This window comes from Paraflavitalea pollutisoli (assembly GCF_029360705.1).
GTDB classification, from domain to species: Bacteria; Bacteroidota; Bacteroidia; order Chitinophagales; family Chitinophagaceae; genus Paraflavitalea; species Paraflavitalea pollutisoli.
Genome location: NZ_JARKMX010000014.1, coordinates 404,799 through 429,743, shown reverse-complemented (window position 1 = coordinate 429,743; position 24,945 = coordinate 404,799). Strand labels below are relative to the sequence as shown.

Genomic DNA, 24,945 nt, shown 5'->3' with positions numbered 1-24,945 from the left:
CCGTTAGAAACAATTGATTTTCATATGCCAATTCATTTTTGCAAAAAAAATGGGAGGAGCGGCGGGTAAATCCAGTTTTTTTCGAGTAACATTGCTTATCAATCAATTGTCTGCCAGCCTGGATTCAAATTCCTAATCGATAACCTCCTTTAGATATCCCTGAGTGAATACTTCGCCTCCAGGCTTCAGTGGCCCGGCGATCAATCGGACACTATCCTTTAATAGGCCATTTACTTAATTCAAGGACCCGTTTAATTGCCGAGCATCACTATGATTTCTGCTGAGATCAACAACGACACCACCATAGCTATTGCCCTGAAAGAAGACGAAAGGCAAGCTATCCCCGCGCTGAACCAGCTGTGGAAAAACAACTACCGGGCACTGGTATATTATGCCTATCAGTTGACGAGGAATGACCAGGTGAGCGAAGACATTGTATCTGAAACCTTCTCCAAACTATGGCTGCTCCGCCAGAATTTCGATAGTTTGCCAAGTATTAGGGCATTTCTATATGTCACTACCCGAAATGCTTGCTACGATCACCTCCGCAGCGAAGAGATACACAACCGCATCCACAAAGAGATTCTGTATACTTCCGAGTACTATATCTCTGAAATGCAGAAGGATGATTATGACATGATGTACGCGGAATACATTCAGCAGTTGTACCAGCAAATGTCAGAATTACCCGATCGTTGCCAGGAAATTTTCAAGCTTCATTTCTTCGATCGGCTAACGACGCGCGAAATAGCGCAATTGTTGAATCTCTCCGAGCAAACGGTACGTAACCAGAAAACCAAAGCCATTAATATATTAAAAGCTGCGCTGCTCAAGAAAAATGTGCTCCCAGTGGCCTTATTACTGCATTTTTTCAAGGCATTGTGCGAAGATTAGGCAGCAGTGGCCGGCTTCTTTTTCACATCCAGCTCAGCGGTAGTGATGTACTTTTTCTCCTGCTTATAAAAAGCGCCGATCACACGAGCAGGGTTTTTCCATTCAAATAGGTGAATAAACCACATAGTAATGCGTATGAGTCCCTTGGGTTTGGTAAGCGATTGTCCCAGTTTTTGAATACTACCATCTCGGGTATTGATGCAAGTGGCCCAGTCCGCGGGCGGTTTTCCCACTTTTAGTGCCAGATTTTCTGCAAAGCTCCACGCCCCATCCCGGGCATTGGTAATGCTGAATTGGATCAGGATGGATTCGTTGGTAGCATGAAAGCCAAACAAGGACAGCAGGGGAGATACCCGGTTGATCTCGTTCATCACTTCAAAGATCAGGGAGCCAATGATGGTATTGATCGTATTGAAGTCGCCTCGGATGGTATCGATATCTTGCCCCGCCATAGTTTCTACCGCAGCCACCCCCAGGTCGAGGTTAATATGCGCATTCATACCCAGCAATAAATGCTGCAAAACTAATGTACGGCGTTTATGGGTGGCGGTAAATGCCACTGTCCAGGACCCGGTAGGTGGTTCCTTGTGCAAGTATTGGCGAACAGCTGCGAGGTACCGATTGGCAAATAGCACATCGAGCCGCTCCATGCGTGGTCCGTCTTCAAATTCCCCGTTTTGAATGCCTTGTTTTACCCGTACCGTTACTTTATGGTAAAGAGCCGCAAAATACCCGATACGGTCCTTTTGGGCAGCGCATGCTTCGATCAATTGCTCCAATTGCTGAATGACGGCATCGATGGTGGTAGGGAGCGGGCCAGGTTGGTAAGTTGTTAAGGGCATAAGCAAGTAGTTGGTACGAATCTACGGCTTTCGCCCCTAATTACTACCGACCTCATTCTTCTATTTGGCTACATTGGGTATGGCTTCTATCGCCGATAACCTAATCTTATCCTGCAGCATATGCGTTGCCTCGCCATCTTGCTCTTGTGGGCTATATGTACAACGGGTGCAGTACAAGCGCAACGCAGCCGCGTGGGATCTCTTCGGGGGATAGTAGTAGATTCCGCTTCAAGTCAGCCCATCGAGGCCGCTACGGTATCTGTTTTCCTGGTGGCAGATTCTTCCCTGGTTAGCTATGCGATGACCAACAAGAAAGGGGAGTTCATTGTGCGCGATATTCCGCAGGCCAAACCTTGCCGCGTACTGGTATCTTACAGCGGGCTCAGTTCCTATACCCAGGATTTTATCATTGCACCAGAAACAAAAGAGCTCCTGATCAGTACGGTGCAGTTGAGAAAATTCTATGACCAACTAGAAGATGTGGTGGTGGCGGCTCGTCGCCCACCGGTGCTGATCAAAAAAGATACCATCGAATACGATGCCGGTTCCTTCAAGACTTCGGTGAACGGAGTGATGGAAGACCTCCTACGGCTGTTGCCTGGCTTAGAAGTCGACGAAAATGGCGGCATCACTTACCAGGGCAGGAAGATCGCCAAGATCACGGTAGATGGAAAGGATTTTTTCGGCAATGATTTTAAGATAGCCTCCAAAAACCTGCCCAAGGATATCATTGATAAAGTGCAGGTCGTAGACCTGAAAACCCGGGAAGCCTTGTTCAATAACATCAAAACGGGCAGGGAAGACAAGGCCATCAACATCACGCTCAAGAAAGACAAGAAAAGAGGGGTGTTTGGACGGGCGGCAGCAGGCCTGGGTACAGATAAACGCTATGAGTCTGGTACCAGCCTCAACTACCTGGATGGGCCACTACAATTGAATTTCATAGGTAACCTCAACAGCATCAACCGGATCAACCTGACGGAAGGCGACCTGATGACAGGGAAGCCTGATCAGAACGCGGGTGGCAGCCGTGGGATTACTGAAACAAAAGGGGCAGGACTAAACTTTGGGAATGTGTTTGGCGAAAAGCTGACGGTGAACGGCAGCTATTTTTACAACCACGCCAAGACCGTCAACAGCGTTACGACCCGCCGGCAGAATTTCCTGGGCGACACTGGGTTTGTTTACCATGCCTTGAACAACAGTAAGAATACCAACGATTGGCATAAGGTCAACGGGATGGTGAATTACAAGTTGGACAGTCTCACGGATATATACCTGTCCATCAATGGCAGGTTGGCAAGGGAGCAAGGTCAAGTCCAAAGCCAGGCAGGTTCTGCAAGCCTGGGCGGCCAACCAATCAATAATACGACCAGCGAGTGGGGCAACAGTACCAGGGAGCGTGATATGAATGCTGAATTGTTTATGGGGCGCCGCTTGGGAAAGCCAGGTCGGTCGATCACGTTTAGTGTGTTATTCAATGGAAATGAACGGCCAGGTACAGAAACCAATAAAGCAACCACGTTTTTTTACCAGCAAGATGGTTCCGTCAGTCAGCAGTTGATCGATCAGCAAAGCAACATTAAAGGGGCCAACAGGTTTTGGAGTGTGTCAGCTAGCTATACCGAACCGTTGACCCCTCGGCTCAATTGGGAATTGAAATACACCCATAGCCGGTCACAAGGGGATAACAATCGATGGACGAATCAATTTAACCCAGTGAGCGGTCGATACGATCTGGTCGATACTGTGTTCTCGAATGCTTTTCAAAATAAACAGGTGATCAATATGCCAAGCTCCGCGATTCATTTCACAGGGCCTAAATGGAATGGATCGATCGGGGCGGGTGTACAATGGCTTGACCAGCAGAATAATTCCGAATGGCCCAAAGCCTACTTTGGCAAACGATTTATCAATATTTTTCCGTCAGCACGCATTTCCTATCCCTTTAGTAAAACAGGTAACATAACCCTGAATTACGCGGGGCGAAGCCAGCAGCCTACCATCGAGCAATTGCAACCAGTACCTGACAACAGGAATACACTATACCTGCGTTTGGGCAATCCGGATTTAAAACCGTCTTTCTACCACAACCTGGATATTGGTATCGAGCAATTCAGCAGCAGGCAGTTCTGGACTATAGGGGTTGGTGTGGGAACCGTTAAAAACCAGGTGGTCGAAGATACCTGGTTCGATAGTATCCAGGTTACCCGCCCGGTGAATAGCGATGGAAACTACACAGTCGGCTTCAATTCCAGCTACAGCTACAGTTGGCGCCGGAAAAACTGGACTTTACGGCTGTCGCAGTACAACAATGGGTATCACAACAGGAATGTTTCCTACTCAAATAAGTTGCAAAACGTAACGAATAGTTGGGTGGTAAACCAGCGCTTCGCTATGACCTTTACCTATAAGAGCCTGGTGACGGTGATGCCGGCCTGGACGATCCGGTTCGTCCAGAATCGATATTCGATGCAGCCCAACCTCGATGCCAATACCATTAATCATACAGTCACTGGCATTGTGCTGGTGAATTGGCCAAAGAAAATGGTCTGGGAGCAAAACTGGCAATATGTGTACAATGCGCGTACGGCGCCCGGATTTCCGAAGGGTATTACGCTGTGGAATATGGCTGTAAACTATCATCTGCTAAAAGATAGCCGGGGAGTTGTCAGGCTGTCGGTATATGACCTGCTGCACCAAAATACCTCGGTCAACAGGATCATTACGCCCACTTTTATCGAAGATTCAAACGGCCAGGTATTGCAACGTTACTGGCTGCTTACTTTTTTGTATAACCTGCAGCAGATGCGCAAGTAATACGACTAGCCAAATACTTTCCATTGGTAATGGTTGACTTTTCCCACCAATTCGTTCTTATACAGTAACCTATAAACCATTTCCTCATGAATAATCAAATGTATGAAAGAAGTAGCTGTAAATGATATAGTTAGGATATTGTTGGCTGAGCAGGAGGGCGATATCTCGGAAGGCGAACAGAAGGAACTAGATGCCTGGAAAGCTACTTTGCAAGAAAATGCGGCTTTTTACGACCGGTGCCAGGACGACGTAGAAGTAGCGAAATCCTTAGCAGCAATGGCTAAGTACAACAAGGAGGCGAGCTGGCAACGATTAACTGCCCGGATCGGGTTGAATGGAGTTCCTGTAAAACTGCCGGCATACAAAAGATCCTGGTACTGGATGGTGGCCGCCGCCACGCTGTTGGTGTTGGCCACGGCACTGGTTCTCTGGTTGGTCAATCAGAAGACTCCCCAGGCGGCGCCAGTTGTGGAGGCCAATAAGGGGGAGAATATTCTGCCGGGAGCAAATAAAGCTACGCTGACCCTAAGTGATGGCCGCACCATTCTGTTGGAAGACCAGCAAAATGGTGTGTTGACGGAAGATCAGGGGGTTGCAGTACGAAAGCAGGGAGAAATGCTGGAGTATAAAACCGGTAGTAATAAAGGGGGCAATCCTGATGTCGATGAGCCAATGGCTTATAATACGGCAAGGACAGCTCGGGGGAGTTTTATCGCGCTTACTTTGCCCGATAACAGCAAGGTTTGGTTGAATGCCGACGCCAGCCTGCGTTTTCCGGTGCGATTTTCTGGGGATGAACGCAGGGTGGAACTGACGGGCGAGGCCTATTTTGAGGTAGCGAAACAGCCGTCTAAACCGTTTATTGTTGCTACGGCCGATGCTGAAGTGCGGGTGCTTGGTACTCATTTCAATGTACGCAGTTATGGCGAAGAGGGAAAGTTGTTGACTACGTTGTTAGAAGGGAAGGTAGAGGTCAAGGCCATGGCTACAAGAAGTAAAGTTGTACTGAAGCCAGCACAGCAAGCGATTGTTGGTGAAAATAAGCCAGGTATCGAGGTGACAGAAGTTGAGACGGAAACTATTATTGCCTGGAAAAATGGTCTATTTGATTTCAAGGCGACTCCGTTAAAAGAGATACTGCAGGAAGTGAAGCGCTGGTACCCTGGAATAGATGCCATTGAGATGCCGAAACCGATCGACGAAAGGTTCACGGCAACAGTTTCTCGGAATTTACCGTTGTCAAAATTATTTGAGATACTGGAAGCAACACAAAAGGTACATTTTGAAGTGAGGGGCAAAACGATTTATGTAGCGGAGTAATAGGAAATAGGATACTACCGATTGTTAGTATAAAAGAGCAGTAAAAGATCGCGATTAGGGATACCTACGCGATCTTTTCCATTATGGGGCACTGGGTAAATAATTTTATAAAAAGATAACAAATTAATGGTTATGCCTTACCGCATGTTCGTTTAATATTCTAGTGGGTGATGCTAAATAGTCTCCAAATAACTTCTACAAGCGTTATTCCTACCAAGTCTTAACCATTAAACCCCCTCGCTGCAATCGTTAAGCATAACCTTTGCCTTGCCTATGAGATTTTAAGTTCTCTTTTTGATCCGAAACTTGGCAACGGTTATTATATCTGGAAGGGCTTATTGATTAGTAAAGATACCTTCAATATACTGCAGTTGCCTTTTTGTTAACGACAACATTAAGGAATCAATTATGTTACGATCTGCTTATGGTCAACGAAAAAACTGCCCCAATGCTGATACGATAGCAAAACTTCAGCGATTTTACAAACTGTTATTTTTGATTGTATGGTTGATTCCTATGGTGGCATTTAATCCGCCAGGTGAATCTCAAGTGGTAAATCTAAATTTCAAGGACGCCCCACTTTCAAAAGTGCTCACAGAGATCAGGAAACAAACTGGTTATACTTTTACTTACAGCGAAACTGATTTGGCCAAAGCAAAGCCGATTACCATAAATGTAGCTAACGCTAAGATTTTTGATGCATTAGGTGTCATTCTTCAAGGTCAACCTTTGACATACACCGTGATCGAACGTGTTATTATTATAAAGGAAAAAATTGAGAAAAAAATCCAGATACAACAAAATCTTGAGTTGGTTTATCAATTACAGATTGATGTGCGTGGTCGTGTAATAAATGAAAGGGGCGATCCGGTGGCCGGGGTTTCAATACAAGTTAAAGGAAACAATAAATTAGGAACCTCAACTGATGGGGATGGAGAATTTGTAATAAAAAGGGTTGAAGCTACATCTGTATTGATTTTGACTGGAACAAATATTGAAACGTCTGAGTTTGCTATCAAAGGCCAAACTTCAATAATTGTAACAGTCAAAGGTAAGACTAGCAAGCTGGACGAGGTCCAAATCATTGCATATGGAAAATCATCCCAACGTATGAGCTTGGGGCCAATTGTAACTATTAAGGCCGAAGACATAGAAAAGCAACCAATAAACAATCCGTTATTATCCTTAGCTGGCAGAGTTCCTGGATTAGTAGTTGCTCAAGAAAATGGGATTGCAGGTGGTGGAGTTACTATAAGGATTCAAGGAAGAAACAACTTAGACAATTCAGTTGTTGGCTCAGATCCATTTATAGTAGTTGATGGTATCCCCTATTCTTCGCAAAATCTATCCACATTTTCGGGTGGGGGAGATGTACCTATTCTAGGCACATCATCAAATGATGGAGAAAGAAGTTTGTCAAATTATGGAAGCCCACTCGCCTACATTAACCCGGCTGACATAGAAAGCATTACTGTCCTAAGGGACGCGGATGCTACTGCAATATATGGTTCGCGAGCGGCCAATGGGGCAATTCTCATAACAACAAAAAAAGGAAAGCCAGGAAGTCTTAAAATAGATGTGAATTTACAACAAGGTGTCGGACATGTTCCCCAAAAGATTAAACTACTCAGCAGTGCTCAATATATGGAAATGCGCAGAGAGGCAAAACGAAACGACGGGAGACCAATATTGTCAAGCGACTATGACTTGCGAGGTGTTTGGGATACCACTCGGTACACAGATTGGCAGAAGGAGTTGATTGGAGGTAATGCAAACTTTACAAGAGGTACCGTTAGTGTCTCGGGAGGATCTGAATATACCCAATTTTTGGTTAGCTCTACTTATGGCCGTGAAAGCACTGTTTTTCCCGGGTCTTTCGCAAATTCGTTAGGAAGTCTTCATTTAAATGTTTCAGCAACTTCTAAAGATCAGCGATTTAAGTTGCAAATGGGGGCTAGTTATATGTACAACCTAAATAAATTACCAGGTGTTGATTTTACAAGCTACGCTCTTAATTTGCCACCAGTAGCTCCCGCATTATTCAATGGTGATGGAAGTTTAAATTGGGCGCCTAATCCCACAAATGGTAATTCAACTTGGTACAATCCATTATCCAAGCTTTATAATGTTTTTGAAACTAAAGTAGACAATTTAATAAGTAACGCAAGCGTAAGCTATCGAATTATTGATGGACTTGAGCTTAAAAGCACATTCGGATTTACATCAATGGCTTCGGATCAATTTAGTGCCTCTTATGAAGAAACTGAGAAGCCTGAAAAGCGAGAAGGTAGAGAAAGGAGTTCAAAGTTTAATTATAATAACACACGCAGCTGGATTGTTGAACCCCAACTTTTGTGGCAATTTAAAATTGGGTTTCATTCTTTAAATGTTTTAGCGGGTACGACTTTTCAAAATCAGGTCAATGATGGCAGAGGTTTTTGGGTGACGGGTTTTTCAAGCGATGCTTTGTTAAAAAATATGACATCTGGTATGGTAATTAGACCTTGGGGGGTTGATGCTAGTGAATACAAATATAATGCTGTTTTTGGCCGAGTAGCCTATTCATACAGAGGTAAGTATTTGATGAATTTATCTGCGAGACGTGATGGAAGTTCTAGATTTGGATCCGAAAGTCAATTTAATAATTTTGGCTCAGTGGCGATCGGGTGGGTGGTTAGCGAGGAAAACTTTTTCAGGAGACTATTTAGTATAGTTAGTTTTGCAAAAATAAGGGGTAGCTATGGAACCACTGGTAACGATCAGATTGGCAACTATAGATTTATGAACCTTTATCAACCGTCTTATCGGGATATTTCTTATCAAGGAACTTCAGGTGTGTATGCGCCAACAGGGTTGCCAAATCCATATTTGGAGTGGGAAGAGACTCGAAAAATGCAGGCTGGCGTTGACATTGGTTTATTTAACGATAAATGTCTTTTGTCAATTAATTACTATAATAATAGGAGTTCAAATAGCTTGACATCAGTAAATATGCCAATCATGACAGGTTTCGGATCATATCTTCAAAATTTACCTGCAGTAATTCAGAATGATGGATGGGAGTTTTTACTTACTAGTTCTGGTGTTAACCTGGGAAATATTAAATACAATGCTAGTTTCAATTTAACGATCCCTCGCAATAAACTTGTAAAATTCCCTGGTCTGGATTTGTCACCATTAAGTAATACCATGCTAATTGGTGCACCGCTAGGAACTACGAAGACATATTCTTATTATGGCTTAAATAGAGAGAAAGGTATATACCAGTTTAATAGTACCCATGGGCAACCTACTTCTCAGCCCTCTTTGGATGATAGAACGATTTTATATAATACTAGTGCTAGGTGGTATGGAGGGTTTCAAAATTCCTTCACATTTAAGTCTTTAACATTAGATTTCCTCTGGCAATTTAGCAATAGAAAGGCTAATGATATTATTAGATTTACTACTGTTGCTGGGTTAGTAGCTTTTAACGATCCATATGTTGTATACGGTAATCAACCAGTTGCTGTCTTAAACCGGTGGCAAAGTCCCGAAATGCCAGGGATATATCAGAAGTATGCTTCTTCTAGTACTGGAATGCCCACAATATTGGGAGATTTGGCATATAAAAACCTGTCATTCTTAAGATTGAAGAATATCTCACTTTCCTATACAGTGCCTCAGAAATTACTAAGGAGACTTAAGATAAAACAACTAAGAATTTTCTCGAATGGGCAAAATATTTTGACTTTTAGTAGATATAATGGTTTAGATCCCGAAACCTTAAGTCTTGGTGGGCTTCCCCCACTTAGAGTTATCACAGTTGGTGCCCAGATAAATTTATAAATTTTGGTAATTGGCTTTTAGCAGTAAAAATGTAGATAATGAGAATGAAATCAGGAAAAAGCAGACTTACTTTGATTCATGCCATATTTGTTTTCTTGATAATGCAATTTGTAAATTGCCGAAAATTCGTGCAAGTAGAAGTTCCAAAGGGTAATGTTTCTCAAGCCAGTATGTTTACAACAGACGAAACGGCGATTGTTGTTTTGACTGGAATCAGTTCAGATTTAATAGATATGGGGGCCGAGATTGCTGAATTGGTTGGACTTTTAGCTGATGAATGGACGATTTGGGATGGAGCTGATATGGCAAAGCTAGACTACTACCATAATTCCTTGGCTTCTAATGAAAGTGTTTCTCGGGGACACGAATTTTGGAATTCGTATTACAACTTAATTTTTCGTTGTAATTCAGCTTTGGAAGGGCTACAGGGTAACAGCAAGTTGACGAGTAGGATTAAGGATCAACTAACAGGGGAGGCCTTATTTATTAGAAGTTGGTTGAATTTTTATCTTGTAAATTTATATGGTAGTATTCCTTTGCCGACTTCTACTGATCCAGAGCAGACTCGTTTATTGGTTCGAACATCAGTCGATCAGGTGTACCAAGCCATTATTAAAGATCTGTTGAGTGCAAGGGAGCTTTTAAACGACAAATATTTAAATGGCCGTTTGACTAATTATGGAGTGGGTCTAGAACAACGTGTACGTCCAACAAAATGGGCGGCTACTGCACTTCTAGCACGTGTATATATTTATTCTGAAAAGTGGCAACTGGCGGAAATGGAATCCACTAGAATAATTGATAATACTGCCTTGTTCAATTTAGATCCAATAGGATTTACATTTTTAAAAGGCTCAAAAGATGCTATTTGGCAGATTCAACCAACTAGTATTGGTTGGAATACTACTGAAGGGCGAAGATTTAATTTGTCAGCAATACCCTCTGGGTTAGGCTTTGAAAAACAGGTTCAGTTAAGTTCGTATCTTTTAAATGCATTTGAACCAGATGATCAAAGGGAGGATTTGTGGATTAGTAGTTTTGGGGAGCCCCCTAATTTATCTTATTTTCCCTATAAGTATAAGGAAGGAGAATATAATCCCAATCTATTAAATTTAGATCAAATGCAGGAATACAGCATTTGCCTTAGATTATCGGAAATGTATTTAATAAGGGCAGAGGCTAGAGCAAACGAAGGTAATTTGAATGGTTCCATTGATGATATAAATAAGGTTAGACTGAGAGCTAATCTTCCATTAATTGAAAAAGTTATTTCTTCAGTTTCAGCGAAGGAATTATTGAATGCAATTCTTCATGAACGTCAAGTTGAACTATTTTGTGAATGGGGGCATCGATGGTTTGATCTGAAAAGAGTTAATAAAATTAACGAGATAATGAGTAAGGTTACGCCTGAGAAAGGTGGTACGTGGGAGACTGAAGACCAACTTTTGCCTATACCTTTTAATGATTTGTTATTTAATCCACGACTAACTCAAAACCCTGGTTATTAGTAAGCCTTTAGTTTTACTTTTTATTGCGACGTCTGATACGATACGCAATTGGTATTTTCTAGGGTTAATTGGAATACTGCTAGAGATCGTCGTCGCGAATATTTTTAGAATTTTCAGAATGTAAAAGCGGAAGAAGTTCTTCCGCTTTTATTAAATGGAATATTGATATTAATTATTCCTCGTTTGCGATTGTCTTGCTTTTCAGTCCAATTACAGGTGTAGTGGGACATTCAGCCGCTGTAGTAACTTGTGTTAGCGCATATACGTTTGCTGTAGTAGTTGTAGTTGCGCGAATACCTGGAATTGTTGTCACTCTGTCGGTTGAAAAAAGTGTAGTCGAAGGTGTGGTGACGGTTGTTGGGAATAATTTTGCCCAAGCGCACACATTATCAGTTTTTACTTTGAAAGCTACAGCACCAGCAACAACTGCCAATGCAAGTACTGAAGTCAGCATGATTTTTACTCTTTTCATAAAAAAAGGTGCTTTTTGGATCAAAAAGCTAAACTTTAATGGAATTTCATTGCCTACTCTGATGAAAGTGGTTTTCGGCTGCTCCACTTGAAGCAGTGCTTGCAAGTCGCTGCTTCGTATCTCTGCGCAAAAAGTTTGATTTTTAATTAGTTGTTTAAGGAAAGGCCGTCTTTGATTATGGATGTTTTAGTCGGACCTAAATATGCTTTAAGTAATTTTTTCTCCTTGTCAAATAAGGCCAAATAGGGTATCCCTTTTACGTGCATGTATTCTCCGAGAAATCCTGAAGTGTCGATTCCCATTTTTATATTTGGGAATTTAACCAGGTTTGCATTTTTGTAGTATTCCCTAATTGCGGAAAGTGGTTCTTGGGCTATCATATAGATTTGGGTCTCATTTAATTTATCCATATTGTCTAGCATGCTTAAAAGTTGCGATTTACAGTGTGGGCAATAGGCGCTAAAAATGAAGAATACAGATGGCTTGCCTGTTTTTATATTTTTTGTGTTGAGATAGGTACTGTCTAGCATTAATAGGCTGAATTCTGGAAGTGTTTTACCCTCGTTTCCTGTTGTTTCCGGCTTCTTGCCAAAGCAAGCAGAAAAAATTAGTAATAATATTAGCGGTGAATATCTCATTGGTTTGCTTTTATTCTACAAAAGAAAATGGACGCTAGTTCGTGATTGCCGTATTTAGTGAGTTTTGCTCTTTCGAAGTCTTCGCTAATTCAGTTTTACTTGCCAAGTTATATAGCCAGTCTACCAAAATCAACGCAAAAGCTGTTTCAAGCAAAATAGGAAAAGCTTGCAATCGAATAGCAGCTGGCGATGAAAGGATGGTGAATATTGCATTGATGGACCAAATAGCAAATACTAGGATTAAGGTTTTTTTTAGAGGAGTTGTTCTCCTCAGTCCGCCTAGCCATACGAAACAGATTAGTGAACAAAACAGCATAACGTTCATCATCCCCGTAACAATCGGATAAATTTCAAGTATATAAGATTTGGGATCCATAATTCGGGAATAAACGTGGGCATTTTTATAATGAAACCATTTTACGGCTCCGAGGGTGACACTATCGTTTCCTCCGTTGTAGAATTCCATAAATTCTGCTGGCGGGGCGTAATACTTGATAAAATTTGGCCCGACGAAATGTTGTGCAAATTGAAGAGGGTATTGCTTAAGAATCCAGGTTCCATAGTCTTTGTACAATGGCCCCATACTTGACCACATCTTCAAATCAGTTGCAAGTGTATCCTTTTTGTCAAAGAAAACTTTGTCTCGATAGGCGTATAGTGGCAGTCCTGGTGTCCACATATAGAAAGTGCTGGCCTTTATGTCTTCAATGGGAAACTTCTTAATATCTCTGTGTTTATCAAAATAGTCCCTGATCGTACTATCTAGGGCAAAGAACTTTTTGGGAACAGGCTTTCTGTCGGCGCTGTCGACATAGCGATACGTATACATAGCATTATTCGCTGCCTGCCAGCCGCTGAAAGGCGAGAATTGCCAAATGCCAGTTAGCTCTTTGAATTTATTTCCAGTATAGGCGACGAATAGCCCGCAAAGAATTAGGAATGATCCTATACCAATGGCCTTTTTGTGAAAAGGTATTTTTGCGAAAAGGAATACCAAGACGGCTATCCCGGGATATACCAGTGCATTATAACGAACAGTGAATGCAAATGAAATTACTATGGTGTGTGCTAGAATAATTAGATTGGATGGCCGATATAGAATCCATAATAGAAGCGAAAACCAGGTTAGACTTAAACTCATGAAGAGGCAATCACTGGAAACCATATTGGCTATGTACAAAAACATTGGATTTACGACCATAATAATCACTAGGATATATCGCATGACTCTTCCAATCTGATGGAAATAGAAGATCGTGAACAGGAAAAACATGCCACTTGCCTGTGCTATCAGGTATTGAAAGGCGGTTAATAATACATCTGAACTGCTGAACACACTAAATAGTCGTAAGAAACGGGAGTAGCCGATCAAGTGCGTATTAATGTCCCAATTGCCAGAAGCCGCTTGTATGTAGACAAAGGAATCTCCGTGTATATAATGGGCGAATGGATAGAAGTACTTAAATATCACAAATTGTATGACGGAGATGATGGCCGCAAACCATAAAAACTGCCGGTTTGTTTTGTCGCGAAGAATAAATGATTTCAACCCACCAGCTGCGGCTCTATTGCCCCCGAAATTAGGAACTGGTGCGTTTTTATCGAGGGTGCCGTTGTTTTCCTGAATCGAATCTTTCTTGACCTCATGATACTCCTGCTCGGTATTAATTTCCCACAGGTTAGCTTTGCTGGTAATTCCTTCGGCGATATTGTCTACCGCTACCATCGCCGTCAGCATACTATGGTCGGTATTGTTATACTTGTGCATGCCGTTTCGTCCAACAAGGAACAGGTTGGGGAAACGCTCCAGGTAATTTTGTATTTCCTCAAACCGGGTGTAGGTGCCGAAGTAAGCAGGATAAGTCTTTTCCATCCGGTTAACGGTGCTGTCCAACACATCTTCGCGTGTGATGAGGTCCATTTTGATGAGTTCCTCAACGGCTAGCTTCTTGATATCTTCGTCCGTAGTATTCCAGATCGCATCGCCTTTCGTACAGAAGTATTCCAGGCCTAGCCATACCGTATTGGGATCGGCTACCATATAAGGTCCCCAATTATTATATACCTGCATGCGGGCAACCTTTACATCCTTCTCCTGGATATAGATCCAGCTATCTTTTGGGGTGGCCATGGTCATCTTCTTGACCAGCACGCCTGCGTAAACAAAATCCCGATAAATGAGCCCCTCTGCAATATCCTTAATTTCTGTGGGTACATCCGTTTTCATGCCGCTGATTAGCTCTTTGACGGGCATGGTAGAGAAAAAATAGTCTCCTTCCAGAGATTCAAGCTGTCCTGTTTGCATATTTAAAGCCTGGATGCCGGTGATTTGATCACCTTCGGTCAGGATATGCTTAACATCGTAATTGCTGACGATCTTGCCCCCCATCACTTCCACCTGGCGGGCCACTTCTTCCCACATCGCACCGGCGCCCATAGCTGGGTAGAGGAACTGCTCGATCAGGCTGGTTTCTGTATCTTTTTGATTGATATCAGTCTTCTTTTTCTTTTTGGCGAGTGCCTTCGCTGCATGGATAACTGCCTTACTCAATGAAACGCCTTTGATGCGTTGCGCGCCCCAATCTGCAGAGATCTTATTGCAATCCATGCCCCACACCTTCTCGGTATAATCCTTGAAGAAAATGTGATAAAGTACACTGCCAAACTTATTGATCATGAAATCTTCCAGGCTGTTTTCTGGTTTACGGGGAACCAGCCGGGCATATAGGTAAGAGAACACAATTTTAATGGTAGTCCAAATACCCAATTGGCCAAGTGTGGCGATGGATAATTGTATTGGGTAGGCAAAGAACTGACGAAGGAAATAGATGCGCGTGAGACGAGGAATGACCATCATCGACTGTTTGGGGGGTAGCCCATTTGTTTCGTCGGTAGTCAGGAAATTACCTGTGTCAAGGGTTCTCGATTTGTTTTGGTAACTGATCGTAAGGTCTTCTCCTTTAGGGGTATGGAGGGGCATGATGTTGGTCCACCAGTTCATCACCCGGTCGCTCTTGGAGAAAAAGCGGTGTGGACCGAAGTCCATTTTGTTTCCCTTATAACTGACGGTCTTGGAAATGCCACCCACTTGGTTGCATTTCTCGATGACGATTGGCTTGATGTCGGTACGTTTCAGGAGCTCATACGCGGCAGTAAGGCCGGCAGGACCTGCGCCGATAATAATGGCTTTCTTGGGCATATGTATAAGGTTCAATGATTGAGCAACTGCGCGACAGAAATGCGATGCAGCAGCTCTTGTTCGGTTAATGAATGTGTAGCCTGTGATTAGTATATAAGTATGCTGGTAATGATCTTTTAGTTAAATAAAAGATGTTTTGAGTAGTAATGTGAATTTGGGTCGGCTCTTGGTCGGGGTAAAAGGAATTGTGCAAACTAAATTCATCGTGGTCATTGCCTTGCTGCGTGAACTGTATGCAAGATATACCCTTGATATAATTGGATTAGGATTTTGGCTGATGAAAAGAGTATTTTTTGAGTAGTGTACAAAGTTGTGAGGTTTGCGCGATTTAGTGCTGGTGACATTCAATTAGCTAGCTTTAACTTCAATAGGTAAAGGGCAGTTGGGGAAAATTCAGAAGACGAATAGTTAAAGTGCTTGGTTGTTCGTTTCATGGAGTACCGGATTTGCCGGGATAATCATTAATCGAATTATTCATGAAAAGATATACCGCTTTTCTTTTATTAGTCGCCGCCATCCGTTCAAATGGGCAGGCGCCGGTGGCTTACAATGTAGACCTTACAGGTAATCGAAAGCCAATTGCTGAATCGCTTTGGGGTATTTTTTTCGAAGACATCAATAGGGGAGCTGACGGTGGTCTGAATGCTGACCTGGTGAAGAACGGGTCTTTCGAGTTCAATGATCCCATGATGGGGTGGAAGCCTGCAGCTGGTAAAGCGCCTGACGGTACGTTAGTGATAGTAAATCGACAGGCAGAGAACGCCAACAATCCAAAGTATTTGCAAATAGCCAAACAGCAGGTAGCGAATGGTATTGGACTTATTAACGAAGGTTTTGGGGGTATGGTGATTAAGAAAGGGCAATCATACAGCCTTTCAATGATGTACAGGCAGTCCACGCCAGGTATTACGCTCACCGTTCAGATTTTCAATCAAACTGGTAAACCCATAGCGAAAACCACCATAAGCCCGAATGCGGTCAGCGGTGAATGGCAGGAACAATCCATTAATCTCACGGCAGACGATACCACCAGTAAAGGTCGCCTCGTCATCTGGTTCGATGGGCAAGGTAAATTGGACCTCGATATGATCTCGCTGTATCCTTCCGATACCTGGAAGAAACGGTCCCATGGGCTTCGCGCTGACATGGTGCAGTCCCTGGCCGATCTCAAGCCTGGTTTTGTCCGTTTTCCAGGAGGTTGTATCGTGGAGGGTACTGACCTGAACGAACGCTACCAGTGGAAGCATACCATTGGCCCACTGAATGAGCGCAAGCTCATCATTAATAAATGGAACCATGGGGTAGAGAAACGACCAACGCCTGATTATTACCAAAGCTACGCCCTGGGCTTTTTCGAGTACTTTCAAATGTGCGATGATATTGGAGCTTCCCCAATGCCAATCATCAACTGTGGCATGAGTTGCCAGTTCAATACAGCCGAGGTAGTGCCGATGAACCAGCTTGATACATACATCCAGGACGCGCTGGATCTAATTGAATTTGCAAACGGCGACGTCAATACCACCTGGGGTAAAAAGCGGGCAGATCTGGGGCACCCTGCTCCATTTGGCATGAAATGGCTGGGTGTCGGCAATGAGAACTGGGGCCCCCAATACATTGAGCGATTACTGGCTTTTAGCAAGGCCATTAAATCAAAATATCCGGAGATGCAGCTCATCACCAGTACAGGGTATTCACCGAACCCCCAGTTCAGATATATGGATACCACCTTGCGCAAACTGCAAGTGGATATCATCGATGAGCACTACTACCAAACGCCCAATTGGTTTCTGATGAACAGCGCGAAGTATGACAACTACGACAGAAAAGGGCCAAAGATCTTTCTCGGAGAATATGCCTGCCACAGCGTGCGCATTGGGAGCCAGGACAACAAGAATACCTTGTTGTGTGCACTTGCCGAAGCGGCATTCATGACGGGCTTGGAGCGCAATGCGGATATTGTGACGATGAGTGCCTATGCGCCCTTATTCGCTCATACGGATGCTTGGCAGTGGACACCAAACCTGATTTGGTTTAACAACAGCCAGGTTTTGAAAACACCCAGTTATTATGTTCAACAGATGTTTAGCAACAACAGGGGCACACATGCAATACCGATTTTGGAAGAGGGAAAACCAGTTACCGGGCAGGATAGCTGTTTCGTGACGGCTGCGATCGATACTGCCTCAAAGGAAGTTATCATAAAATTGGTGAATGCTTCTGCAGATAAAAAGACGCGGAGTTTGAATTGGAAAGGGGCTAAGGCTAAAAAACTGGAGGGAACGATTACGGTGTTGAAAGGTCTTGGTATCAACGACCAGAATACAATGGAGAAGCCGGATAGCGTAATTCCAATGGTCACGAAATGGCAAGGGAAGCCAAATGCGCTCATTGAGCTTCCTCCTTACTCATTGACAGTCTTTCGATATAAGATGTAATAACCATAGAAGCCATGAATGAAACAGGTCCCCGCACATGCGGGGATTTTGTGTTTAGGGCCGGAAGATAATCCCCAAGGCATCACTAATCATACTGATTGCAGTAATCGGATGGATTACCTTAGTTGTGTTACACCTTATCCTGCCAATTTTCTTCCACTCTATATTATTTAACCGCTAAACTTTTGCCTTTTGGATGCAAAAGGCGCCTGTTTATGAACACTCCCAAAGCAATGATTTATGGAATTGTCGTAATTAGTGCAGTTAGCGCACTGTTTGCATTCAAAGTGAAAACACCTAACGTATGTGCATATTCTCGTCTGTTGACAACTACTTTGACGACTACGATTTGCAATCGGATTGTAATCAGTTGCACAAACTCTTCTACTATTGATGGCGCTGCCCAAGAGTATGCGGCTACATATGCTTGTCCCATAACCACAACTCTATGCCCGTCTACATCAATTTGTTTTAAGTCAAAAGCTGTCGGCATTGAGGATTAGGCGAAACGGATTTAAGATACTGATGAGTTGTTCGCTATCCCTAACAAGTTGAAAAATGATATAAGTTCAACATGTGTTGTTTACCTTCATATTTTTTACACTTTTTGGGTGACGTAGTGTTAAATGTAAGTAAACCTAATAAGTACTTAGGATAGGTCAATTTTCACCATGTAACCAACTCTACGATTTTTCTTAACGCATCTCATATGGAGACCCGTAGAAGGTTAATAGCAATAATTGGTACCTCAACGCAATAGAGAACGCCGATAAAAAGTGACAAGAGAAGCCCCACGACAAACATCGTGGGGCTTCTTTTACTCGCTTATCCTGAAATAGATTACTGTTCTTCTTCTTTCACCACCGCCTGGCTCACGGCGCCAGCAACAGTGCCCGCCACTGCAATATAGCAGGCCGCCTGCTGCAGCACTTTGGGTAACAAGTCTGCACTCGCGAGGAGGGCGCCGCTGGCAGCAGCTAATATCAGCGATACATTGCGCAGCTTCTTGAAGAAGGGCGGTGTTGGTTTACTTAATCTTTCTGGTATACTCATCAGCATGTAGTTTTAAAGGTGTTGTAAAAGAACAACGGAAGCCACAGCACGCGCGGCTGCAGGAAAGGCGGAGGTGTGTCCGCAGAGGAAGGTCTGGCTTCTTCCGGGTAGTTAGCCTGGAGCCGAAAAGGCCGCAGCTTCCGTTGTGTTACGAATCAGGCCTGGTTGCAACACGTCACCACAATAGCGATGGGGCGGAGCGGATCGTTCCATCCCCATCGGCCATTAAGCTCGTTGTTTCTTGCGGGTGCGTGTGGCAGCAGCAGGTGTTGCATTTCCCTTTCCCTTTCTTTTTCCGGTGGCCTGCTTCGATGGCATAAAGGAGGTGGTGGGATAGAGGACACCTGTTTTTGGGGTACGCTTTCTGGATGCTTGCGGGCGCTCCCCCGTCAAGGGGCGTGAGGCGTCGGCAGTTGGGGTGCCCGCAAGCGGGATCACTTTGGCGGTATGAACTGGTCTTTTCATGGTAATGATGTTTTAGAATAAATGGATTGTTGTCATGACCAACATGTCCCTACAAACATACGGTGGCGACAGGCCCGTTTCCAAATGGGTTGACCAATTACGACCACTATTGAACGCTTTTGGCTACTAATGAATAGGGCGCGGAAAAAGGCGAGTAGTCAAAACTGTTTATTAGTAGTCAAAACTAGTCACATATTTGGAAGCGATCGATACCTGCCCTACGTTTGCAACAGGTTAGTGCGAACGAAGACATGGGGCTCATAAAATTGGTGGATAGGGTAAGGATAGTGTAAGGATGGTGTATAGATGCCGTATAGATAGTGTATCAAAATAGCGTAAGAACAAAAAATGAGCAGTTTGGACGGTAAACAGCAGGGAAGCTGGCGCCCGCTCGCTACGATCCAAACTTTCTTATAGACGTTGCACCGCGGGCAACGCAACAGCATCATCAATCCAAACCTTTTAAAAGCACAAAAGTGGCAAAGCAGATCAACCGCCACATCAAGTTGGCAGGAACTATCGATGACATCAGTTTCTACAAAAGCCAGGACGGGTACCTGGCCCGCGCCAAAGGTGGCGTCAGCGGTGAGCGCATTAAATCGGATCCCCGCTTTAAGAACACCCGCCTCAATGGCCGCGAGTTTGGCGCTTCCGGCAAAGCTGCCAAGTTTTTCCGGAAGGTCGTCAACAACGAGATGCGCAGAGCGGGCGACAACCGCGCCGCCAGTCGCGTCACCCAGGTCATGTCACGGATCCTCAAATCGGATCCCAACAACGACTGGGGCGATCGCAAGGTGAGTGAAGGTGATCTCACGCTCTTAAAGGGGTTTGAGTTCAACCTCGGCGTATCATTGGCGCAGGCGCTGAAACCCGACCTGGGCTTTTCCATCGATCGCGTAACGGGCCAGGTAGCTGTTCAGGTACCAGCCCTCACGCCCGCAATCGACATCGCGGCACCGGCAGACTCTACGCACTTCAACATCTTCGCCGCGGCCATGGCGATTGATTTTGATGCCGAGACGGCCAGCCTCGTGCGGGCGAACACGGTGAACCTGCCTTGGGACAACCAACCCCTGGCAGCGGCTTCCCTCGCGATGAACTTACCGGCAAACAGTACAGTACCAATCCTGTTGCTGGTAGGTATTGAGTTCCTCATCATCGTCAACGGAAACCTGCACAACCAAAGTAAAGGCGCAAGTGCCTTGCAATTGGCTGTGGTGGATTTACCTGCTTAAACACAGGGAAAAGGAGCCGGGCCATCCAGCCTGGCTCCTTCTTCTCCCAAACGATCTTTATATGAAAAACAACAAACGCGATAGGATCAGCAAACGGGAATTCCCCGGCTTTACATTGCAACCTAAAGATGGATATTATAAGCTGCACAAGATTGGACTTTCCGCCGAGCGGGTTATGGTCGATCCAGTTTTTTTTCACACACGCCAATCCGCTACGGATTTTGCCGGGGCTTTACAGCTGGCACGGGACATGGCCAAAGTGCTGGTTCCGGCGACCGGCATCAAAAGTCCGGTGCGATTGTTGGCGGGCGCTATCCGCAAAGGGTTGTCCAAAGATCAACGCAATCCGCCAGGTTTTCGTAGCCTGCTCCAGGAGAATGCGCAATCCTTGGATAACCTCGACTGCAATAGATGGCATCGTTGGCAACAATACATGATACAAGCCAATCCCGTCATTAAACGGGAGGGCAACAACAGATGCTTGGTTACATGGCCATCGACGATGCCAGTCATTGATTGGCACTTGCCGGCACCCTACACGCACCTGCGCATCAAAGCGACGGTCTTGGTGATACAGGAGGTGCACCAGGTATTACACACACCTTGGCAGCAAACGGTGGCCATGCCGGGCAAGCGAATGTGGATGCCCGGAAAGCAAATGTTGTTTGAGTGGCCGAACGTAAAGGAGTACTGCTGTTTTGTCGCAGTTTTCGGTCAGTGGTATGCACAAAATAGCTTGCCAGGAGCTAAAAGTTGGATAACTGTTCCTGGTCCACTGCAGTTAAGAAGCGCATAAGGCGAAACGCAATTGTACGTGAACTGAAATAGTAAAAATATTTTGTAGAAAGTCCACTATATATTTAATCAATTCTATATAATTTAGTGTCGTAACAATAAGATAATATTGGATCTGTCAACTAACTGTTCATAGTAGCTGCTATATTTTTTTCTTGCTGATGAGATCATTGCTAAAAGGGCGAAGGTGTTGTCCGCTCGGGATGCACCCGGTTAAGGTTATACTGATAGTAAGGGCGGATGTGTAATCCGTTCGCAAAATAAAAACAATTAAGTAAAGGGGATGGTATGCCCGTACAGGACTATTGAGCGTATAATGGTGGAAGCCGTTACGTAACCCTATACCTCAAAGTAAATCCTTTAACCGAAAAACCACAGTCATGATTCTCGCGTCAGATGAAATTACAATTCAGTATGCCAGGGACATTATAAATAAATCCAAAAGTACCGCTTGGCGAAGGATTCAATATGTCAGGAATAAACTAGAAAAGGTAGAGGTACAAGTGTTATCCATAAAAGAGTTCTGCGTGGTGCTCACGATAGATTTGGACGACGCGTTAAAACGACTCAATGAAAGTAAGAAGACAATAAAAATTAAAACCGATGTTATTTAATCATGCCAAACAATTTTGGACCTGGTTCAGCTTCAATAGCGAGATTTATCGGCACCTCAATGAAATGGACAAAGACCTGAAGAGGTATTGGGAGCGGGAACTGGTAACACATATGCGGGCTTATACCAAGCGATTGTCGGTAGTCCTGTTTTATCCCGAGGAGGGGGAGAGTTCAATAACGATCACGGCATTGGCCAATCCCCGCTACTTCAGCATGGCGGAGAACATGGCAGCCAAAGCGCCAGCACTCAAAGGCTGGAAGGTATATGGGCTGCAGCCCGCCGGGTTGTATGGGGAGCACCTGGATAAGGAGTATGCAGACACGGGCATTACAAGGGCCAGTATACGCTGCCTGCCGCCGATTTGGACACCCAGGGCCAACAGGTATACGGTACAATGTTATGCCAACATAGGGGAGGAGCCGACGGAAAAAATGTCGGAGGCGATAGACGCGATGGTCTGTGATCAACTGGGTGAGAAAATCGTTGGCACGCAGCTGCATTGGGTAGATGTATACGACAATTCGGAGATTGCTGCTGGTCAATATGAGCAACTGATTGAGCTGGACCAACTGCGGAAACATTTTCCCGAGCTGGAAATTGGCAACCTGTCCATAAATTGCCTCGGAGAATTGAAGACGCGTAAAAAATAAGACAAGTCAAAATCAACGGCACTTTATTTAGAATTATTCGCACGTCGTATTGAAAAATTACTTTATCTTGAGATTGTTATCCACTACACGGTTAAAATATATATAGGCACTTTAGTAGTAGGATAGATATTCCCTTTCTTCCGTTATCAATTACCGCTTGCTTTTATAACTGTGGACAATACCACAGCCCCATTATCTCCTCTGAAGCTATTTTTAATTTCCCACTCATACAAGCTGCATACTGCTATATTGATCTCCCACTAAGATCTCCTCATATACCCTTGGGCATCCCAGTAAACTTCCCGCAGGCAAAGCCTTGCCTAAAAGTATTTCTTTAACTCGCTCCCAACGAGGATGTACTGTTTGGCTGAATGGACCGGCGAAGCTATCCAAAAACAGCAAGTGGCGTTAAATATTGAGGTTCTCATTTTTTATTCATCATATAAAAAACCTCGACCATGAAGAAAGCAATCTTCGCAGTGCTAGTCGCTGCCTGCCTGCTCGTGCAAGTTAACGCTTTGCCAACAACACCTCCCGGTCCAGATGCAACCATTGCTCCATTTATTGATAGACGTGTAACGTATTCCTGGTACAACGATCCGGATTGGGTGTCATTCACTGGTGAGGTCTCGACGGTGAATGATGAATTGACTCGATTGCGCAGCGCCTATTCCGGTTATACTTTCAGCGGTTCTTCAGGCGCTGGCCTTACGGCCTTTGAGTGGGGATACCATGCGAGCCAAGCGACTGCGATTATTTACAGTAATTATTAATGTCAGTTATAGCCTTCGTTTTGATGTAGTTGCGGATTCTTAAACAATTCTTGTTGCGGTATGGGCCAATGACGCATATACGGATGCCATCCTGGCTGTGATTTCAATACGCTGTCGGCGCGAAATTGTAGTACATCACCAGTCGGCAATGACCACCAGCGATGCAGGTCTAGTAATCGATGGCCCCATTCTGCAAACAGTTCTGCTTGTCGTTCCGAAGCAATAGCCTGTAGTAAGCTCAAAACTGTGCTGTTCCCGGGTAGAGAATTGAGGCCAGCGCGTTGCCGAATAATGCTAAGGTCGGCACTAGCACCTGAAATATCGCCGAGGCGCACACGCGCCTCGGCCCTTATTAGGTATTGTTCGGCCAATCTTAATACGATATTGTATTCTAATCGGGGTTGCGCTGTAGTGATAGTGTATTTTCTTGCCTGGTATTTGTCTTGCGTACCAACACGCATCAATCGTGTCCATTGAGACTTGCGTAAATCCCCGGCTACAAATGATTGTAATACTGTATTCGTTAGTTCATAATTAGGTATGCCACCCACGTCTGGTAAAAAGATGGAAGCTTCAGCGGTACTGGCAGTGGCCATAACCGGTTTAAATTGCAAGATAGTTTCTCTACTAGTATTATAAAATACTTTCTCTAGATTCTCCATTTGATAGCCACCTTGCTCAATTACAAGAGTGGAATAGTGGGCTGCTTGTTCATAGTTACCTAGATACAAATAAACGCGCGCTAATAAGCCGTTTGCAGCTCCCTTTTCGATGCGGGTACGGCGTAATGAGTCCAATCCTGTATCTGGATGTCGATCTGGTAAAAGTGGTAGGGCTGCCTGGAGGTCCTGCTCAATCTGATCGTAAATGGACTTCGCTCCTGATTGCGGTAATTGACTGTTTTCTCCAATATCGATGCCGGTGACGAGTGGAATACTATCAAAGAGATTTACGAGGTAGAAGTAACTCAAAGCACGCAGAAAATAGGCTTCGCCCAAAAGAATGGGCTTTAATGATTCGCTAACATCCTTTGCTCCAGGTAGTTCGTGCAATACAAGATTGCAGCGGGCAATACATTCGTAAGCTGGTAACCATAAGAAACCGAGCACGCGATTATTGGGCTTCAACTGTAAAAGCTGGAAATCGCCGTCATCTCCGCTGACAATTCGAAGTGCAAATTCGGTACTTCGTAATCCGCCATATCGGCTCATGTGTCCGTTAAATAGACATTGACGTTCCATATTTTTCTCGTAGATACCCAAAATCAGACCAGTGGCCGTTTCATCACTCTGGAATGGATTGTCAAATCGGTTGGGTGGTCCATCGACATTCGTGAGTTTAGTACAACCAACTAATAGGATAGTTAAAAGAATCATTGTGCAGGATACAGCTCGCATAG

17 protein-coding genes are annotated in these 24,945 nt (G+C 44.2%); 10 read left to right on the top strand and 7 right to left on the bottom strand.

The window, feature by feature from the left end:
• The first annotated feature begins 270 nt into the window (after positions 1–270).
• Positions 271–894, top strand: coding sequence for an RNA polymerase sigma-70 factor (locus P2W70_RS32310; RefSeq protein WP_276485748.1), 624 nt, complete (start codon positions 271–273; stop codon positions 892–894).
• Here the strand turns inward: P2W70_RS32310 and P2W70_RS32305 are convergent.
• The gene (locus P2W70_RS32305) at positions 891–1,736 is read right to left on the bottom strand and encodes a DUF5995 family protein (RefSeq protein WP_276485747.1); all 846 of its coding nucleotides are present in this window, start codon (positions 1,734–1,736) and stop codon (positions 891–893) included. The two genes, P2W70_RS32310 and P2W70_RS32305, sit on opposite strands and share 4 nt — an antisense overlap.
• Positions 1,737–1,856: 120 nt before the next feature.
• Between P2W70_RS32305 and P2W70_RS32300 the strand changes: the two genes are divergently transcribed.
• From P2W70_RS32300 to P2W70_RS32285, 4 genes are all read left to right on the top strand, one after another.
• Positions 1,857–4,556: a TonB-dependent receptor gene (locus P2W70_RS32300; protein ID WP_276485746.1), complete on the top strand. Its 2,700-nt coding sequence runs from the start codon at positions 1,857–1,859 to the stop codon at positions 4,554–4,556.
• A gap of 102 nt (positions 4,557–4,658) precedes the next feature.
• Complete coding sequence (locus P2W70_RS32295; RefSeq protein ID WP_276485745.1) at positions 4,659–5,876, top strand: FecR family protein; 1,218 nt, start codon at positions 4,659–4,661, stop codon at positions 5,874–5,876.
• A gap of 408 nt (positions 5,877–6,284) precedes the next feature.
• Positions 6,285–9,704: a SusC/RagA family TonB-linked outer membrane protein gene (locus P2W70_RS32290; RefSeq protein WP_276485744.1), complete on the top strand. Its 3,420-nt coding sequence runs from the start codon at positions 6,285–6,287 to the stop codon at positions 9,702–9,704.
• 38 nt (positions 9,705–9,742) lie between these two features.
• Complete coding sequence (locus P2W70_RS32285; RefSeq protein ID WP_276485743.1) at positions 9,743–11,212, top strand: RagB/SusD family nutrient uptake outer membrane protein; 1,470 nt, start codon at positions 9,743–9,745, stop codon at positions 11,210–11,212.
• Between the two features lie 172 nt (positions 11,213–11,384).
• Here the strand turns inward: P2W70_RS32285 and P2W70_RS32280 are convergent, their stop codons facing one another.
• The 3 genes from P2W70_RS32280 to P2W70_RS32270 are packed head-to-tail and all read right to left on the bottom strand — an operon-like array spanning position 11,385 to position 15,521.
• Positions 11,385–11,789, bottom strand: coding sequence for a hypothetical protein (locus tag P2W70_RS32280; protein ID WP_276485742.1), 405 nt, complete (start codon positions 11,787–11,789; stop codon positions 11,385–11,387).
• Between the two features lie 41 nt (positions 11,790–11,830).
• Positions 11,831–12,322, bottom strand: coding sequence for a TlpA family protein disulfide reductase (locus tag P2W70_RS32275; RefSeq protein ID WP_276485741.1), 492 nt, complete (start codon positions 12,320–12,322; stop codon positions 11,831–11,833).
• Positions 12,323–12,356: 34 nt separating this feature from the next.
• On the bottom strand, positions 12,357–15,521 hold the full coding sequence (locus P2W70_RS32270) for an NAD(P)/FAD-dependent oxidoreductase (RefSeq protein WP_276485740.1): 3,165 nt from the start codon (positions 15,519–15,521) through the stop codon (positions 12,357–12,359).
• A 476-nt stretch (positions 15,522–15,997) separates the two neighbouring features.
• Between P2W70_RS32270 and P2W70_RS32265 the strand changes: the two genes are divergently transcribed.
• Positions 15,998–17,959, top strand: a complete 1,962-nt coding sequence (locus P2W70_RS32265; RefSeq protein ID WP_276485739.1) for an alpha-L-arabinofuranosidase C-terminal domain-containing protein — start codon at positions 15,998–16,000, stop codon at positions 17,957–17,959.
• Positions 17,960–18,799: 840 nt separating this feature from the next.
• Here P2W70_RS32265 and P2W70_RS32260 read toward each other — a convergent pair.
• Both P2W70_RS32260 and P2W70_RS32255 read right to left on the bottom strand, forming a co-directional pair.
• Positions 18,800–19,012, bottom strand: a complete 213-nt coding sequence (locus P2W70_RS32260) for a hypothetical protein (protein WP_276485738.1) — start codon at positions 19,010–19,012, stop codon at positions 18,800–18,802.
• Positions 19,013–19,237: 225 nt separating this feature from the next.
• Positions 19,238–19,477 (bottom strand): hypothetical protein, encoded by a 240-nt coding sequence (locus P2W70_RS32255; protein ID WP_276485737.1) that lies wholly within the window; start codon positions 19,475–19,477, stop codon positions 19,238–19,240.
• Between the two features lie 476 nt (positions 19,478–19,953).
• Here P2W70_RS32255 and P2W70_RS32250 point away from each other — a divergent pair, with 476 nt between their 5' ends.
• The 4 genes from P2W70_RS32250 to P2W70_RS32235 all read left to right on the top strand — a co-directional run bounded on the left by P2W70_RS32250 (position 19,954) and on the right by P2W70_RS32235 (position 23,546).
• Positions 19,954–20,712, top strand: a complete 759-nt coding sequence (locus P2W70_RS32250) for a hypothetical protein (RefSeq protein ID WP_276485736.1) — start codon at positions 19,954–19,956, stop codon at positions 20,710–20,712.
• Positions 20,713–20,773: 61 nt separating this feature from the next.
• Positions 20,774–21,508, top strand: a complete 735-nt coding sequence (locus P2W70_RS32245) for a hypothetical protein (protein ID WP_276485735.1) — start codon at positions 20,774–20,776, stop codon at positions 21,506–21,508.
• Between the two features lie 602 nt (positions 21,509–22,110).
• On the top strand, positions 22,111–22,773 hold the full coding sequence (locus P2W70_RS32240; RefSeq protein ID WP_276485734.1) for a hypothetical protein: 663 nt from the start codon (positions 22,111–22,113) through the stop codon (positions 22,771–22,773).
• Positions 22,774–23,231: 458 nt separating this feature from the next.
• Complete coding sequence (locus P2W70_RS32235; protein WP_276485733.1) at positions 23,232–23,546, top strand: hypothetical protein; 315 nt, start codon at positions 23,232–23,234, stop codon at positions 23,544–23,546.
• 2 nt (positions 23,547–23,548) lie between these two features.
• Here the strand turns inward: P2W70_RS32235 and P2W70_RS32230 are convergent, their stop codons facing one another.
• Entirely contained in the window at positions 23,549–24,943 is a 1,395-nt protein-coding gene (locus P2W70_RS32230; protein WP_276485732.1) for a RagB/SusD family nutrient uptake outer membrane protein, read from the bottom strand.
• Between the last annotated feature and the right edge of the window lie 2 nt (positions 24,944–24,945).

Bases quoted from the DNA above. Each gene is read 5' to 3' on its own strand.
- P2W70_RS32245 (WP_276485735.1), top strand. From the start codon at position 20,774: ATGAAAAACAACAAACGCGATAGGATCAGCAAACGGGAATTCCCCGGC.
- P2W70_RS32275 (WP_276485741.1), bottom strand. From the start codon at position 12,322: ATGAGATATTCACCGCTAATATTATTACTAATTTTTTCTGCTTGCTTT.
- P2W70_RS32255 (WP_276485737.1), bottom strand. From the start codon at position 19,477: ATGAAAAGACCAGTTCATACCGCCAAAGTGATCCCGCTTGCGGGCACC.
- P2W70_RS32260 (WP_276485738.1), bottom strand. From the start codon at position 19,012: ATGAGTATACCAGAAAGATTAAGTAAACCAACACCGCCCTTCTTCAAG.
- P2W70_RS32285 (WP_276485743.1), top strand. From the start codon at position 9,743: ATGAGAATGAAATCAGGAAAAAGCAGACTTACTTTGATTCATGCCATA.
- P2W70_RS32290 (WP_276485744.1), top strand. From the start codon at position 6,285: ATGTTACGATCTGCTTATGGTCAACGAAAAAACTGCCCCAATGCTGAT.
- P2W70_RS32230 (WP_276485732.1), bottom strand. From the start codon at position 24,943: ATGCGAGCTGTATCCTGCACAATGATTCTTTTAACTATCCTATTAGTT.
- P2W70_RS32300 (WP_276485746.1), top strand. From the start codon at position 1,857: ATGCGTTGCCTCGCCATCTTGCTCTTGTGGGCTATATGTACAACGGGT.
- P2W70_RS32270 (WP_276485740.1), bottom strand. From the start codon at position 15,521: ATGCCCAAGAAAGCCATTATTATCGGCGCAGGTCCTGCCGGCCTTACT.
- P2W70_RS32265 (WP_276485739.1), top strand. From the start codon at position 15,998: ATGAAAAGATATACCGCTTTTCTTTTATTAGTCGCCGCCATCCGTTCA.
- P2W70_RS32310 (WP_276485748.1), top strand. From the start codon at position 271: ATGATTTCTGCTGAGATCAACAACGACACCACCATAGCTATTGCCCTG.
- P2W70_RS32240 (WP_276485734.1), top strand. From the start codon at position 22,111: ATGTTATTTAATCATGCCAAACAATTTTGGACCTGGTTCAGCTTCAAT.
- P2W70_RS32305 (WP_276485747.1), bottom strand. From the start codon at position 1,736: ATGCCCTTAACAACTTACCAACCTGGCCCGCTCCCTACCACCATCGAT.
- P2W70_RS32295 (WP_276485745.1), top strand. From the start codon at position 4,659: ATGAAAGAAGTAGCTGTAAATGATATAGTTAGGATATTGTTGGCTGAG.
- P2W70_RS32235 (WP_276485733.1), top strand. From the start codon at position 23,232: ATGAAGAAAGCAATCTTCGCAGTGCTAGTCGCTGCCTGCCTGCTCGTG.